Genomic DNA, 15,321 nt, shown 5'->3' on the forward strand with positions numbered 1-15,321 from the left:
AGTTATCATGAATAAAAAGTTTTATGGGCAAATAATAGTATGTGAAGATATAAATTATGATGATAATGTTTTAAGTACATCATTACATAATATATTAAATGAAACCTCTGTAAATGTTTTACCTAGCATGATAAAGCTTAAAGTATTTATGAAGTTTTTATTTAAGGAAGTCGATTTTTTAGACCATTTATATATCAGTGTAATTAACGAAGAAAATGATATCTTTTATGAAGATAGTTTTGAAATGCGAAATTTCAGAAAAGAGGGAATGAATCCAGGGATGGATATTGGTTTGAACATCATGTTTCCAGTAGTCAAGCAGGGAAATCATAGAATAGTTTTAACTAATGCAGAAGATGAAATAGTTACAGAATACCCTCTTTTTATTAGTGTAAAAGAGAGTCTAGAATCCGTTTAAGAAGGGGCTATACAAAAGTCTTTAGTACAGGAGCATATTTTTTAAAACATGTAGCGAAAAAAGGGTGAGTTGCGCCCTTATGTCGAGAAATGTTTTTTTGTTGTAAAGAATGGCCATGATGGAACAGCTGTAAAACAAACTTAAAACAAATTTTAATAATTGAGGTGCACTTTAATTATTTAAAAAGTCGGTTTCAATAGAGAATCGGCTTCTTTATATTCAGGAAAATTATAACAGTTAAACAGGGTGTCATAACTTAAAACAGTCCTTTTTAGCAATCGGGCGCAATTGTGGAACCAACATAGCTGAAAAATGATCAAACTTTTTTATAAAAATCTCATACTTATCTAAAAAAAGTAACTCCATTTTGATCAATCTTTTTTCAAAATGGAGTTTTTGAAGTTGCTATTAGATAAGGATTGAGGGATATTTTTTAATCAAACTTTATTCCAATCCAACAAATATAACTGGTTCTTTAACACGCACGCAGTGAAATTTCTTAATCATTCTTTGAACGTCCTGCTAACACATTGGGCTATTGAAGAAATTGAGGTAGCTACAACAGAACGATTGGTTAAAAAATAAAAAAACTACACATGGACGGTTGGGCATATGCCGCCGTTTCATGTGTAGTTTTTTATTGGCATTATCCTCTTTGTAGATAAAATCTCCAAAACATATCCTTATAGAACTACAATTTTTTTTATTAGGGGCTTGGTAAGTCGATACATCCTGTTGCTGTGCAACATTTATTTGACTTTCTCTATTTTAATGATAGACTTTCGACACAAGAGAGGTGATGCTTTTGAATATTTGGATATGCGATGATGAGAAAGCTATAACGAACGCAATTGCAACTAAAATTAAAGTGCGTTACCCTAACGTACAAATTAAACAATTCCACAATGGGTTTGACTTACTAAACCAAGAAGGCTCTTTTGATGTATTATTTTTAGATATTGAAATGCCTGATATAAAAGGTATAGTCGTAGCTGAAAAATTAAGAGCACGCCAGCATGTAAACCCGATTATTTTTGTAACAGCATTCGAACAATATGTTTTTCAGGCATTTGACGTGCAAGCATTTCACTATTTATTAAAACCTTTTGACACGAAAAAATTGTATGAGGTATTACATACAGCACTTAACAATCGTTCTAGTCAGTTGATTGACTTGCCTTATCTCGTTATTAAATCCGGTTTTGACTTACAAAAAGTTTTTTACCACGAAATTCATTACATTGAAGTTTTGGGTCGTAAACTAACAGTACATATAGAAAATGGCTCATACACATTTATAGGGCGACTTAAACAGTACGAAGAAAATCTCGGCAATAGCTTTTACCGAATCAACCGCTCTTATTTAGTCAACCTTGACTATATTGCCAGCTATACTAAGCAACAAATCATATTAGATAATGGAACGATATTACCTCTTTCGCAAAAGAAATATACACAATTCCTTCAAGCTTATATGCATTACATCCATCATAAAGGATACCTACATACATGAGTTATGATAGCTTTGACATAACGAACACAATTTTCAATTGGTTAATGCAAGTTTGTACAGCTTATTTTTTCTATCGTTTTTGTCGTATTTTTATTCAGCATTCGTATTTATTGATTATCGCAATGGGCTATTTTATTGCGGTTATAGTACTAGAATGGTTGATAGGTGATATATCAAATTTTGGTGTCTATTTATTTGCGTCATTAACAGCCTTTTTACTATTACTACCAATAAAAAATAGTTCTATCTATTTAAAATTTTTTATTGTCATTACTTATTTTTCAATACGTTGGATGGCGCCAACAATTGTTATTATTTTATATCGCCCAATTAGTGATCTATCGTTTTACCTAGTAGAAAAATGGATTATTCCTCATCTATTTGATGTAACAATTGGTTACTTCGGCTATTCAATTTGGTTAATGTTTCTGCTCCTTGTTTTCTATACAATGGGCTTATGGTGTGTCATCCATTTTTACGAAAAATATATACGCATGCACCCACGAACGTTTGTAAATCGGGAAATTTTACTCCTTATTTTACCGCCGCTTATTGGGATGTCGAGCTATTTTATGATGAATCAATATCACCAAGTCATTGACGAACAGATTGGTCTAGGCGTTATAGATCCGTTTTTAAAATATTGGGGGATTCATAATTGCATTATCATTGCAGCAATGTTTGGAGTGCTTATTTTAGTGCAAAGACTTGATTTACAACGTGCACAGCAGCAAAAGCAGCTAGTCCTTGTCAATCAAACCCATCAGCTACAAGCGCATCTTCAAAGTATTGATAATCTATACAAAGACATGCAACGGTTAAAGCATGATGTGAAAAATCACTCTGCTACGGTTGAGAGGCTTATTGAAACGAAACAATTAACAGAAGCTAGCGTGTATTTAAACAGCATGCAACAGCAAATGGATTCAAAAGTGACCTCTTCTATTACAGGACATGCGATTGTTGACATTTTAATTCAAGAAAAAATAAAAAAGGCGCATGCACAAGCTGTTGTCATTGAGTCTACATTCTCCTATCCAAGCTATGTACATTGCGATGTATATGATTTTTGTATTATCCTGCATAATGCAATTGATAATGCGCTGACTGCTACAAAGAATCTACCTAATGCTTTGATAAGTATTCAATCGACGCAGCATAAATGTACGTATATCTTAACGATGACTAATCCACTCCCAACTTTTGTGAATGAACAAGGTTGCGGGACTGGACTTGGACTTCAAATCATACAAGACATTGCCAATAAATATAACGGGGCTATGCAAATCAACACAAATCATCAAATGTTCGAATTACATATCATGCTCCATTTTCAAGCACAATCATAATCTTGTATACTCTCTATGCTTAGCATAGAGAGTAGTTTTCGTTTATGACATAAAAAACGTTTTCCATGACATAATTCAACATTTTATGTAAGTTGCGTCGAAATGAAAAGTAAGATTTTAATTCGAGGTGATTGTATGTCCATCTATACTAATAGTTATTTACCTATCCAAAGTTATTTAGCGAATATCGTAAGCAATCCAAAATTAAATTTGTCTGCACAACAACAAAGAACCTTCCAAGAGGTTTTAAATGAAACTACACAACAATTTACAAAGGAAGCTGCTAAATCAAATACGCAAGCTATGCAAAACAATCAAATGTGGAAATTAATTGGTGCGGCAGGTATGAATAGTGCGGGCTTTAGCGATTTATTAATGTCAGGTATCTATACTAACTTAGGAACTTCCTCTTACCCTTTTGCAACTTTAACAAATGGGTTCAATGCTGGTGCATTTAATGCGTCAAATTTTCTTAGTAACTTGTATTATCCGAAAAATATGTCTAGTAATAATACTAATATCTACAGTTTTTATAACAATTTAAATCAAATGAGAAACAAATTTTAAACTTACTACATCCGAAGGGAATGATTCTATGTATATAACCTCTAACAATAGTGCAACTGCTGCTAAATATGCACAATCCGTATTGTCCAATCCAAAAATCCAATTAACAGAACAGCAAAAGTCAGATGTGGAGGCAATCGTAAAAAAGCACAACGCGCAAAAATCGGAAACGTATACTAAAGCAGCCTCACTTACTTCATTTACTGCTAATCCCTATAATCCATTTTATGGTGTGAAGGAGCCAGCAAATCCGTATAACTACTCAGCAGAAGAAATGCTTCAATCTAATGCCAGAAGCAACTTACATTCAGTTAATTTCACAAAATTAAAAGAGCAATTGGACTATAGACAAAATGTGGTGATGCGAAAATTTCAGTTACTTCGAGCTCAATTATAGGAATGCTAGAGTAAAGCCTTAGTAAATAAGCCCAGAAAATTTTACAATGCGTAAAACTTTCTGGGCTTGCTAGCTCTTCATAGTTTATTTATCGCTCACTAGTTGTGGGGCTGGCTTTAAAAAGAACCAAACAATTAGTAACGTTACAAGTGCTAATATAAAAGTACCCATATAAATAAAATGTACACTGGAAGCCAATGCCTCTTGTGATGTTCCAGCATGTCCTCCAGAAGATACAAGGTCTAGGTTTTGAATACCTTGTGCATGGATCATCGTGTTGAACATCGCCCCGAAAACTGCAGCTCCTAACGTTTGGCTAAATGTATTAATAAATGTATTTAAACCAATGGCTGTTCCGCGTGTTTGATTTGAAACCGCTGTTTGAATTGTTACCATGTAAATTGGCGTCACAAGCCCCATGCCTAATCCGAATAATCCAACCCCAACATAAATAAGGAAAGCGGGTGATTCTGTCGATAATGTAAATAATGAGAAGGCGGCAACGGATAGTACGCTAACCCCTAGTAGAATGATTTGTTTCGTATTGAAGCGACCTACTAGTTTACTAGAGAATAATGTACCAACTGTCCACATAACAGGTAGGGGCATTAAAATAAGCCCAGCATCTGTTGCGTTTTTCCCTAACACTCCTTGGCTCCAAATAGGAAGATACATCGTAATGCTGATAAGCATAGCACCAGAGATAAGGGTTAATATATTAATAGTTGATAATGTACGGTTAGAGAATAAGGCTAACGGAATTAATGGTTCCGGTGATTTTTTCTCTATCAATAAGAAAATAATAAATGACACAACGGCAAAGATTAGGAGACTTATAATGGACATGTCTCCCCAGTTGTTTTTGCTGCTACCTGTTAATAATGCGTAAAGTAGAGCGATTGCACTTAATGAGAACACTGTTGCACCAAGATAGTCGATATGATGTTTTGCAGGCCTAATAGATTCTTTGTAATAAATGACAATCATTAAGCAAGCGATAATGCCAAAAGGAACGTTTAAGAAAAAGATGTAGCGCCAAGAAAGAGAGTCAACTAAAAAACCGCCAACTAATGGTCCGATAACACCCGAGACCCCCCAAACGGCACTAATCCATCCTTGCGCTTTTGCACGGTCTTTCACTTCGCTATATAGGTCACCAATAATTGTCATTGTAATAGGCATAATGGCGCCGGCTCCAAGACCTTGAAGGGCACGAAAGACGATAAGCTGTTCCATTGAGGTTACAACACCGCAAAGCGCAGAACCGATTAAAAAAATGGCAGCGCCTATAAGTAATACTTTTTTGCGACCAAATAAATCTGCTAGTTTCCCGTAAATTGGGGTCGAAACGGCGGTGGCAAGCATATAAATGGCATACACCCAACTAACAAGTTCGACACCTGACAAATCACTTGTAATACGGGGGATTGCTGTACTAATAATTGTTCCTTCTACAGCAGAAAGGAATGTCATTAACATTAATGACATAATAACTTTTTTTCTCATAGTTTCCCTCTATACTTCCATACAGTTAAATTTATTCAATATATATTACCCCTAAATCTCCCAAATAACAAACCTAGTTTCACTTTGATAATATACCAAGCTAAAGCCTACGATTTTAATTCCCTTTGCGGATACCTTCTTTGTTATTCGTATAGGTTTTGATGAAAAATCCATCTGTCTGTGACCATTCCGCATACAAAATATCCTGAATTGTAGGGAAGCCTTCCTTGCGCAGTTCATCATATAACCATTCTTTGGATTTACCCGTATACCTTAATATTTCTTCGTTAATTTCTCCTTCATCCACAAATAGGAAGTTCATCGTGTCGTCTTTCGTTTTTAAATGAAGCATAGCTGGTGTGACAGTATCAAATTCAGCATATTTTTTTAGACTAACCGTACCACCAGGTTCTAAGTATAAATCACAAACTTCCCGAAGAGAGAAGACACCTTGCTGTCGTAGCATAATCCGTAACTGCTCCATTTCTAGATGATTCGCTTGTAGTTCTTTTAAGTTAAATTCACCATCTCTAATTAAAATTGACGTTTCGCCCTTTAGAAGAACTCTAAATTTATTGGAACGTTTCGATAGATTTTCGATGATGAACAGCAGCATTCCCCAAACGGCAACCGCGAACCATACATGAAGAGCTGAAATTTTGTTATCATAGATGCTTTCTTCCAATATACCGCCAAGAACAATGGAATATACAAAGTCAAAGGGGGTAAGCTGTGATATTTCTTTTTTGCCCAACAAACGTGTCACAAGTAATAAAGCAATTAACCCGAAAAATAACTTCAATCCAATATTCATATACGTCATGACAACAACTCCTCTGTTGATTTTCAATTTGTCCAATCTTTCCTCGCCGCTTGTAGTATCCTTTACCCGTTCTAAAAGAAATTTCATCCTCCATTTGGCTGTCCTTTCACAACCCGTGGTAGGATGATCATTGTGACCCAATTTAGATTAATCTATAATGAAGTTTAATAATTAACTAACTAGCAAAGGAATGAAACGATGAAGATAGAAAAGGGAACGAATTGTCATATAGAAGAAATAGAGTCTTTATATAATGAGTTAAACGACTACCTTGATGCCCATATTAATTATCCTGGATGGAAAAAAGGAATATATCCTATAAAAGAAACGGCAATTAAGGGCATACAGGAAGGTAATTTATATGTGCTGAAAGATGGAAGTCATATTGCAGGGACGGTTATTTTAAGACGTGAACAGGAAATGGCTTATTCGAAAGTGGATTGGAAAATACATTTAGATGCTGAAGACATCTTGGTTATACATACTTTTGCCGTACATCCGGCTTATCTAAAAAAGGGCATTGGCACAAAAATTATGGATTTTATTATTGAGCATAGTAAAGCCATGAATATTAAGGCCATTCGCTTGGATGTATATGAAAAAAATCAACCTGCTATCAACCTCTATAAAAAATATGATTTTGCGTATATTGATACAGTTGATTTAGGTTATAGTGAATATGGTTTAGAGAAATTTGAACTGTATCAAAAGTTACTATAAAGTTTTAACTAGGGGCTGGGACATAACTAAAAAAATTTAAGAAATAGACGAAAGGTGTTCATAATTTTTTGCTATATGGAGAATTTAGCTATTCTTGCTTTTGCAAAAAAAATTAGAAGTGTAATTAATCTTGCTATGCCGTTGTTGCCCGCGTCTTACATTGTGTGCTGTTCTGAGCAGGAGTCACCGCCTTCGTTACCAACAACTAGTGAGTCAATTCTAACACTTTTTCTCTTTTGTCTCAGCCACTTCTTGGGTCTATCTCCATTAGGTATTCCTTTTATTAGAAAATAATGAATTGACAAAATTATTCGTTTGGTATAAAGTTACAAATAATTGAATGGAGGAGATTATATGTCGTTTTTACAACGTCTAATTTCAGCAACTCAACATCATCATATCCACTAGTCTTGCTATCTTTATTAATTTTTTAATAATGAATAGGAAGACTATTTCTCATGAAATCGTATAACTAAGCCGAAGTTGGAGCTTATGTTAGTACGGTTTTTTTATTTTCTAAAAAAGGAGCAATGCAGATGAAGAAAATGGATTATCAAAATGTTAGAGGAACGCAAGATTATTTACCAGAGCAAGAACGTATTCGTCGTAAAATCCGGCGTACGTTAGAAGATACTTTTATCACCTATGGGTGTAAACCACTCGAAACACCGATTTTAAACTATACAAACTTAATGGCATCTAAATACGCAGGAGGTGCTGAAATTTTACAAGAGATGTATGTGCTATCGGATCGAGGAGAACGTGAACTAGCATTACGTTATGATTTAACGATTCCATTCGCAAAGGTCATTGCAATGAACCCTACATTACCGATGCCATTTAAACGTTATGAAATTGGCAAAGTGTTCCGAGATGGCCCGATTAAAGCGGGGAGATTTCGCGAGTTTACACAATGTGATGTAGATATTGTTGGAGTTGATTCACAAGCAGCTGAGGCGGAATTGATGATGATGGCATTAGATGCTTTTGAAAAGCTAGAGCAAGATGTTGTCATTCAATATAACAATCGTAAGCTATTAGTTGGCTTACTTGGTGTTTTTGGTGTAGATGCTGATGTGCGAAGTCGAGTAATTTTAATACTCGATAAAATTGAAAAAGTAGGTAATGATGCAGTTTTAGCAGAGTTAACAGAGCTAGGTTTGCAACTTGCTGTTGTAAAGCAAATCGCATATTTTTTACAAGACGATAGAAAAAATACACTAGCTTATTTCGGCCAATATGATGAGCCTCTGATTCAAGAAGGGGTAGCCGAAATGGAAGAATTAGAACACTATTTAAATAAGCTTGGTATTACAAAAAATTGTCTATTTAATCCTTTGCTTGCTCGTGGGCTAGAAATCTATACGGGAACTATTTATGAAATGTTCGTACGGGATGGTCGAATAACATCCAGTATAGGGAGCGGGGGTCGTTATGATAATGCGATTGGCGGGCTATTAGGGGGAACCGAAAAGTTCGCTACGGTCGGTATTTCATTTGGGTTAGATGTTATTTTTACAGCCATGATGTTAGATGAACAAAAAAATCAGGAGACATTAATTGATATTTATATCATTCCCATTCATACAACAGTAGAGTCTCTTGTATTAGCAAAAGCATTGCGGAAAGACTATCGCGTTGAAGTAGAGCTTAGTGGTAAAAAATTAAGAAAAGCGATGGATAAAGCAAATCGTGAAAACATTCCTTTTGTCATTGTGTTGGGACAAGAGGAAGTAACGCAAAATCACTATATGTTAAAAAATATGCAGACAGGGGAGACCGTTACTAAAACTTTTATTTTCAATGCATGAATGGAACGATAACGAACGGTAAGGGGATAGATTATGGAGATTCGTATTTTAAGTAAATCAGATGCACAAGTATATCAAGAAGTGCGTTTAAGTGCATTAAGAAATAATCCGGAAGCATTTGGTTCCACATATGAGCGTGAAGTATACGTTTCGTTACAAGAAGTTGCAGAGCGAATAGAAGCAACAGCGGAAAAGTTTGTGCTCGGTGCTTTTCATAACAATGGTTCGTTGGTAGGCATTGTAACTTTTGTGCGTGAAGACAGTCCAAAAATGAGTCATAAAGGGAATGTTTTTGGTATGTATGTTGCACCTGAAGGAAGAGGGGGTGGATTAGGGAAATTACTGATGAGCGAACTAATAAAGAGGGCGAAATGTTGTGAAGGTTTGGAGCAAATAAACTTAACAGTTGTTTCCGATAATAGTTCAGCCCAAAAGTTATATAAGTCATTAGGCTTTGAGGTTTACGGCTTAGAACGCAATGCCCTTCAATTTAATGGGCACTATTATGACGAGGAATTGATGGTGTTATATTTCTAATTTGAAAGAACTTATGATTTCACTTCTATCTTTGACTGTTTCCTCATTTGAAAACCACCCGTCTCATCGCGGGTGGTTTTAATGCCTTAGAGGCTCATTCTATTTTTCCTTGATAAGCTGTAACGTTTTATCTTTAATTTCCCAAATTTGGTCAGCTACTCTTTCTACAATAAGCTGATCGTGAGTAGTAAAGAGCACTGTTCCTTTATAGCCTAGTAAAAATTTTTCCAATGCTTCAATGGTAGCTAAGTCTATAAAATTTGTCGGTTCATCTAAAATAAGGACATTAGAAGGTTTGGCAAAAAGGGCTGCCAAAGAAATTCGTGTTGCTTCTCCACCACTCAGCGCATGTAAAGGTTTTCTAATAGTGGCTTCTTCAAAGCCAAGGTTACTGAGAATCGCCCGAATAAAACTTTCTTTATACTCACTTATCTTCATAAGATACTCTAATATACTTATGTCCCCACTCAGTTTATAATCCATTTGCTGATAAGTGCAAAATGCAATTTTCGAGGAAAGCGTGATACCATCTTGATTATTCATTATATAGTGTAAGAAAGTTGATTTACCTACTCCATTGTCTCCTACTATAGCTATCTTCTTGCCAAGTGGGAATTGGAAATCCTGTTCTGCAAGAAGTATATTGTCTCCAGCTGTAACTGTAATATTATGTCCCATTATTGGAAAACGATTATTTATTTCAAGCTCTTTCACTATCGGAAAAGAAATTGGTTTAGGATCTTTGTCAATATGAATCTCCTCTAACATATCCATTCTTTTCTCTATTGATTTAACGGTTTTCATCATACTCTTTTGAACCGTGTCTTTTTGTTTGGAAGAAGCTAAGCGATTCGGTTTGATATTTCTTTGTTTGTTTTTTTCACTAACGATAGAAATTTTCTTTGCCTGACTCTTTTTCACTTCTACAGCTTCTTGTAATCGTTCTTTTTCTTTTGTGACTTTTTGATATTTTCTTTGTAACTCCAATTTCTCTTGTTGTTTCTGTTCCAGATATTGATCGTAATTGCCGTTAAATTCTTTGATTTTCCCATTCTCTATTTCCCAGATTTTTGTGGCAATTGCATTAATAAAATAGCGATCATGGCTGACAAATATTAAAGTACCGTAGTAATAATTTAATTCTTCAATCATTATGTCAATGCCATTTTTATCTACGTGCGTTGTCGGTTCGTCTAGCAGCAGACCCATTTTATATTGAGAAAGTAACTGAACTAAACGAAATTTTGATTGTTCTCCACCACTAAGTGTTTCAACACTGTTAGTAGGAACGTTCATGCGGCTAAGTAGTTGGGAATCTAAATAGTCAGCATTCGTTTCTTCCTTTAGCTCGCCGATTTGTTGAAAATAATTGAAATCGACAAATCGTTCAATCTTTCCATTATCAGGTGTAATCGTACCTGCAATTATATTCAATAAAGTCGTTTTGCCTTGGCCATTTTTCCCTACGATACCAATGCGATCATTTTGATAAACGGTTAATTCCTTAGTATCAAAGATTTCCTTGTCCCCAAAACTAATTTGAACATTGTTTAATTTTAAAGCAAGCTCTTCCATTTGTATCCCTCCAGTCTCAAAAATGAAGATGGCATGTTCCTCTTCTTTGAATAAAACGTGTAGATCATGCTAAAAAAGAGAAAATTATTTCCATGGAAATATAAATTGTAGAACGATGCTTGTTTTAGTTTAGGTTTAAAATAAGGTTAGCGTTAGTTGCTTTCTTTTTCATAGCAATTCGTTGTTTTAAAACTCTCCAAACCATATTTCCAACTAATTCTTCCTCTTCTGATTTAATACCAAACAGTCTTATACATGTCATATGTATTAAACTTCGAATAATATTAAAATCAAATCGTTTTTCATTTAATAATTTGTTAAAGTAGTTGGACAATTGAAGCTCCCAGTAGCTCAGTTGTTCTTTGTTGAAAGCAAAATGATGAGCTAAATCAGGATTTGAAGATGTAGCAATATCACTAAATACCAAATATTTATGTCTATTTTCACGGAAATTTTTTGAAAAGTCCTTATTCGAATAACCATCATCCATAATACGGAACTGTTGATGTAGATCCTTGGTATGAAGAGATAGTAGTTTAAAAATAAGATAAATAGCATGATCCACTTTATCTATTTTTTCATCTACTAAACAAGAAGCTAACAAACTAAGAATAAGCGTACTATCAGCACAGAAAAAATCCTCTGCCTCCGACATGGTAGTCAATCCTCCATATCTTTCGTATTCTGGGTCGTACTTTCCACTACTATAATCGATGATATCTCCGGCTATGACGCCTTGTGCTAGATATTCATCGATTCCATTAAATTGAGAAGTTGGAGAAATTCTTAATCTTATATGATGTCTATCATCAAAATAACGAATGTAAAAAGACTTAGTAATTGCACCGTTGGATTTTAGCTCTTTAATAAGCTCATTTAAATAAGTGCCTAAAAAGTCGTCTTGGAGTTCGTGCGGTAAATAAATATTAAAATGTTGCCAGTTAACTTTTCTTTCTAAATTTAATTCTTCCTTTGTTTGAAACAAAGGTAGTTGGACAAGTTTCTTAGGCTTAATCTTTTGTGCGACAAAGTTAAAAACAAACTCAGACATATAATGGTTGCCTTCTGAGTCAAGCGTAATGAAGTTTGCTAAGTTCAATGAATTTTCTTCAAGGTAAATAGTAAAAGAATTATCCGTTTTATAAATATCCCATAAAATATCTAAATCCTCTTTACGATGAGTATCGATTAATATTCTTAGGTCATTACATCTAACAAAAAGCGAATCCGGTATTTCATAAATCGTTTTCATTTCGGTAAACTTGCTGAAAAATTGATCTTGTGAGCGAATATCTCCCATATAATTTTTAATTAGCCAAGATTGAGGGATTAATTCAATGTCGTTAAAGAGAACCTTTGGAAAATGAATAAAGTCTTTTCGTATTTTTTGAATATCAAATAGTAGCGACATAATATTTGCGTAGTAATTGCTACTCCAAAATAGCAAGTCATTTAAAATATGTGGGGAAAAATGTTCGATATTGGATACATTATATTGCTCAAACTTTACTATTTTTTCGATACCACCATCTAATAATGCAGAAAGTGTTATTTTATTATCTTGTATGCTAATAAAGAGCTGCTCTAATGGAACTGATTGTTGATTTTCAGCAGTTCCATATTGAAGATTTAAATTGCCATCATAGCAATCATTCATAATATTATAGTAGTGTTGATTTTTAGGCATATATTTAACGGTAATGACCTCTGTATTAGCTTCTGCAATTTTTCTTCTTTCAATATTTTTCATTGTTGTAAAATAGGCTGCATTTATATAAGAAAAGCGTCCTTCTAAACGTCCAAGTCCCGAATTTCCAGCATACGGGGTTAGTGAAAAGTTAAGTTGTCCATTTTTACTCTCTAAATAAAAACAACTTTGTATTGTTGGAGAAATTTCGCTTTCTATTTTTAGGTCTTCAAAATGCAAATTTGCTATGTCGATTTCTTTTAAATGTCTGTATGCTGCCGTAGATGTTAGTGCTAATAATTGCATTTTTATTTTTTTCTCTAAATCTGAAGTTTTGCGTTCTAGCGAACAATTTTTCTCTCTAATCAATTGATAGTTTTTGTAGAAATCTAAAAACTTTACTTTTGAATTTCCGTACTTTTCTTTAAAAAAATGGATATCAGCTTGATATCTATCACTTACAGGTACCCGTATTGCATAAGTCGATAGGAAATTAACGAAAGGTAAGAGAGTTTTTTCTATAAGACCTTTATCTAAATCAAGATTAATAACGTTAGTTTCACTATCAAAGCGAAGGTAATGTTCACAATTATGAATTGAAGCTAATAGTTTTTCCAACTTGTTTACAGTATCTATATTGAACTTGCTTATAGAATTATTTTGATTTTTTATTAAAGTTCTTATTTGCTTGATCGCATCTTTTGGGAAAGAATAATTTTTCTCTTCAACATAGCGAATTAGAAGTTCGAAGTCTTGAATAAATGTTAAATTGTCTAAATCCGTAATCAAATAGCCACCATGGATCAATTGTTTCACTACATTTAATAAAATTTTAAATGGTAAAAGAATACGATTTTGTTCTTCGAGTTTTTCGGCTAACTCTTCAACAGTAACGGCATTTTTAGCATGGACTTGAATTGCTTCTAATAGAGAATTTATTTGAATTTTATTTGTATTAAACTTCTTTTTATCATCTAATGTCCAATTATTATATAAAAAATTGGAATTTTGGTAGACCACATTTGAATTCCACGTAACCTGTAAGCTTGCTAAATTTTCATATTTTAGAGTGGAAATAAATTTACTTATCCATTCTGAGTCAATATTTGTATATACTTTAAAGTCATGTTGAATAATCATTTGATTTGTTGAATGATTTACTTCATCTATAGTATTGAAGTAGACAGATGAAAATAAGCCGAAGGGTGTTGCTCTATATCTAGATCTATTTAAATATTTTCTTTTAGCTAGTGTGGCTTTGTTAAAATTCTCATTCCTTTGCAATTGATGATATAAGCTACTGGAACTAGTAAAAAGTTTTTTATCAAACCAACGATCTTGATTTTCCTCGTTAGTTGAGTGATTCGCTGTTCTTACATTGATATAGGGCATCATTTCATACATGTGATTCACCTCAAAATTATTTAATTAAGAGAGGTTTTCAATTGAGTTATGTTTTTAAAGAATGGACTTTCTCTAATCCGCTATGCTCAAGTATGAAGTCCAGCATTCGATTAAACATAACTTCATGTTCGCGGGCTTCTATATGCCCAACAAACTCAATTGTTTTTATTACTTCTGAAATGGAATTTTGATCTTTGTGTATTGTGATGTCATAAAACCCTTTAAATATTTTGAACAGTGCTTTTTCAAAGAAATCGCTATCATTTAGTTGTATGGTGTTTAATAGATCAATCCATTTAGTAGTGTAAAATGAATCTTTTTGTTCAAAGGCTAAAATTAATGCATTGACTACAAGTCTAAAGCCTTCATTTCCATAAGGCCTAGTCTGACTGTATTTATTAAACCTTTGAATACAACGTATAAGAATAGCATCGATTAATTCTAATGAAAAAACATACATACTATTTGTAAATAGTACTAGTTCATAATGAGTCCAAAATTCAGTACTGATTAAATACTTAAATAAACTGCTTTTTTTGCCATCAATATCCTGCCCCAACAACCTACAAATCCTGAAATTCAGAAGATCGGTCATATGTTCATTTTTTAAACCAGTAAAATCTGCCTCTAGTTTCTTCCTTAAAGAGCGCAATTCTTGAATATCCTGCACCCTATATGCTCTAGATAATTCTTTTAAAAAGCAAACTACTTTATCACTCGCATAGTCGCTATGAATTAAGAAAAACTCATTAGGAGAAATATGCAATCTATCCATAAATAAGGATAGATTGTGGATACTAGTGTCAGTTTGACCGCTGGCAAAACGATGATAAGCAGCTCGAGTCACTATGCCATCACAAAGATCCTTTATTTTAATCTTTTTACCTTCTCTTATCATTTCAATTGTAGGACCAAACATAGCAAAACCTCCTAAAATGTATATATTTGTATACATTTTACCATTCAATCAATTTATTTCTCTATTATCAAACATATAAACAACAGCGTTTATTC

At 33.7% G+C, this 15,321-nt stretch carries 13 protein-coding genes; 8 read left to right on the forward strand and 5 right to left on the reverse strand.

The genetic code is table 11. The annotated features are described in order from the left end of the window. Positions 1-7: 7 nt before the first annotated feature. The 5 genes from LS41612_RS01515 (at position 8) to LS41612_RS01535 (ending at position 4,244) form a co-directional block, all read left to right on the forward strand. Complete coding sequence (locus tag LS41612_RS01515; protein WP_024364049.1) at positions 8-418, forward strand: hypothetical protein; 411 nt, start codon at positions 8-10, stop codon at positions 416-418. Positions 419-1,223: 805 nt separating this feature from the next. Next, positions 1,224-1,931 carry a LytR/AlgR family response regulator transcription factor gene (locus tag LS41612_RS01520; protein ID WP_024364048.1) on the forward strand — a complete coding sequence of 236 codons (708 nt, stop codon included), beginning with the start codon at positions 1,224-1,226 and terminating at the stop codon, positions 1,929-1,931. Continuing rightward, positions 1,928-3,280, forward strand: coding sequence for a sensor histidine kinase (locus LS41612_RS01525; RefSeq protein WP_024364047.1), 1,353 nt, complete (start codon positions 1,928-1,930; stop codon positions 3,278-3,280). The genes LS41612_RS01520 and LS41612_RS01525 overlap by 4 nt, the downstream gene beginning before the upstream one ends. Before the next feature lie 102 nt (positions 3,281-3,382). Then, positions 3,383-3,847, forward strand: a complete 465-nt coding sequence (locus LS41612_RS01530) for a hypothetical protein (RefSeq protein ID WP_147294337.1) — start codon at positions 3,383-3,385, stop codon at positions 3,845-3,847. A 28-nt stretch (positions 3,848-3,875) separates the two neighbouring features. Further along, on the forward strand, positions 3,876-4,244 hold the full coding sequence (locus tag LS41612_RS01535) for a hypothetical protein (protein WP_024364045.1): 369 nt from the start codon (positions 3,876-3,878) through the stop codon (positions 4,242-4,244). Between the two features lie 84 nt (positions 4,245-4,328). Here the strand turns inward: LS41612_RS01535 and LS41612_RS01540 are convergent, their stop codons facing one another. Both LS41612_RS01540 and LS41612_RS01545 read right to left on the reverse strand, forming a co-directional pair. Beyond that, positions 4,329-5,750, reverse strand: coding sequence for an MDR family MFS transporter (locus LS41612_RS01540; RefSeq protein ID WP_024364044.1), 1,422 nt, complete (start codon positions 5,748-5,750; stop codon positions 4,329-4,331). Between the two features lie 115 nt (positions 5,751-5,865). Beyond that, positions 5,866-6,573: a DUF421 domain-containing protein gene (locus tag LS41612_RS01545; protein WP_024364043.1), complete on the reverse strand. Its 708-nt coding sequence runs from the start codon at positions 6,571-6,573 to the stop codon at positions 5,866-5,868. Between the two features lie 198 nt (positions 6,574-6,771). Between LS41612_RS01545 and LS41612_RS01550 the strand changes: the two genes are divergently transcribed. The 3 genes from LS41612_RS01550 (at position 6,772) to LS41612_RS01560 (ending at position 9,641) form a co-directional block, all read left to right on the forward strand. Further along, the gene (locus LS41612_RS01550) at positions 6,772-7,293 is read left to right on the forward strand and encodes a GNAT family N-acetyltransferase (protein WP_024364042.1); all 522 of its coding nucleotides are present in this window, start codon (positions 6,772-6,774) and stop codon (positions 7,291-7,293) included. Positions 7,294-7,838: 545 nt separating this feature from the next. Continuing rightward, on the forward strand, positions 7,839-9,104 hold the full coding sequence (locus LS41612_RS01555) for a histidine--tRNA ligase (protein ID WP_024364041.1): 1,266 nt from the start codon (positions 7,839-7,841) through the stop codon (positions 9,102-9,104). Positions 9,105-9,137: 33 nt separating this feature from the next. After that, complete coding sequence (locus LS41612_RS01560) at positions 9,138-9,641, forward strand: GNAT family N-acetyltransferase (RefSeq protein ID WP_024364040.1); 504 nt, start codon at positions 9,138-9,140, stop codon at positions 9,639-9,641. A gap of 99 nt (positions 9,642-9,740) precedes the next feature. On the opposite strand, the gene abc-f is transcribed toward LS41612_RS01560, so the two are convergent. The 3 genes from abc-f to LS41612_RS01575 all read right to left on the reverse strand — a co-directional run bounded on the left by abc-f (position 9,741) and on the right by LS41612_RS01575 (position 15,226). After that, positions 9,741-11,216, reverse strand: coding sequence for a ribosomal protection-like ABC-F family protein (gene abc-f, locus LS41612_RS01565; RefSeq protein WP_024364039.1), 1,476 nt, complete (start codon positions 11,214-11,216; stop codon positions 9,741-9,743). A 124-nt stretch (positions 11,217-11,340) separates the two neighbouring features. Beyond that, positions 11,341-14,307: a lantibiotic dehydratase gene (locus tag LS41612_RS01570; RefSeq protein WP_024364038.1), complete on the reverse strand. Its 2,967-nt coding sequence runs from the start codon at positions 14,305-14,307 to the stop codon at positions 11,341-11,343. Between the two features lie 46 nt (positions 14,308-14,353). Further along, positions 14,354-15,226: an Rgg family transcriptional regulator gene (locus LS41612_RS01575; RefSeq protein ID WP_024364037.1), complete on the reverse strand. Its 873-nt coding sequence runs from the start codon at positions 15,224-15,226 to the stop codon at positions 14,354-14,356. Between the last annotated feature and the right edge of the window lie 95 nt (positions 15,227-15,321).

The organism is Lysinibacillus sphaericus (assembly GCF_002982115.1).
Lineage (GTDB): Bacteria > Bacillota > Bacilli > Bacillales_A > Planococcaceae > Lysinibacillus > Lysinibacillus sphaericus.

Coding starts and splice junctions, on each gene's coding strand:
- LS41612_RS01515 (WP_024364049.1), top strand. CDS start 8: ATGAATAAAAAGTTTTATGGGCAAATAATAGTATGTGAAGATATAAAT.
- LS41612_RS01525 (WP_024364047.1), top strand. CDS start 1,928: ATGAGTTATGATAGCTTTGACATAACGAACACAATTTTCAATTGGTTA.
- LS41612_RS01530 (WP_147294337.1), top strand. CDS start 3,383: ATGAAAAGTAAGATTTTAATTCGAGGTGATTGTATGTCCATCTATACT.
- LS41612_RS01535 (WP_024364045.1), top strand. CDS start 3,876: ATGTATATAACCTCTAACAATAGTGCAACTGCTGCTAAATATGCACAA.
- LS41612_RS01540 (WP_024364044.1), bottom strand. CDS start 5,750: ATGAGAAAAAAAGTTATTATGTCATTAATGTTAATGACATTCCTTTCT.
- LS41612_RS01545 (WP_024364043.1), bottom strand. CDS start 6,573: ATGACGTATATGAATATTGGATTGAAGTTATTTTTCGGGTTAATTGCT.
- LS41612_RS01550 (WP_024364042.1), top strand. CDS start 6,772: ATGAAGATAGAAAAGGGAACGAATTGTCATATAGAAGAAATAGAGTCT.
- LS41612_RS01555 (WP_024364041.1), top strand. CDS start 7,839: ATGGATTATCAAAATGTTAGAGGAACGCAAGATTATTTACCAGAGCAA.
- LS41612_RS01560 (WP_024364040.1), top strand. CDS start 9,138: ATGGAGATTCGTATTTTAAGTAAATCAGATGCACAAGTATATCAAGAA.
- abc-f (WP_024364039.1), bottom strand. CDS start 11,216: ATGGAAGAGCTTGCTTTAAAATTAAACAATGTTCAAATTAGTTTTGGG.
- LS41612_RS01570 (WP_024364038.1), bottom strand. CDS start 14,307: ATGTATGAAATGATGCCCTATATCAATGTAAGAACAGCGAATCACTCA.
- LS41612_RS01575 (WP_024364037.1), bottom strand. CDS start 15,226: ATGTTTGGTCCTACAATTGAAATGATAAGAGAAGGTAAAAAGATTAAA.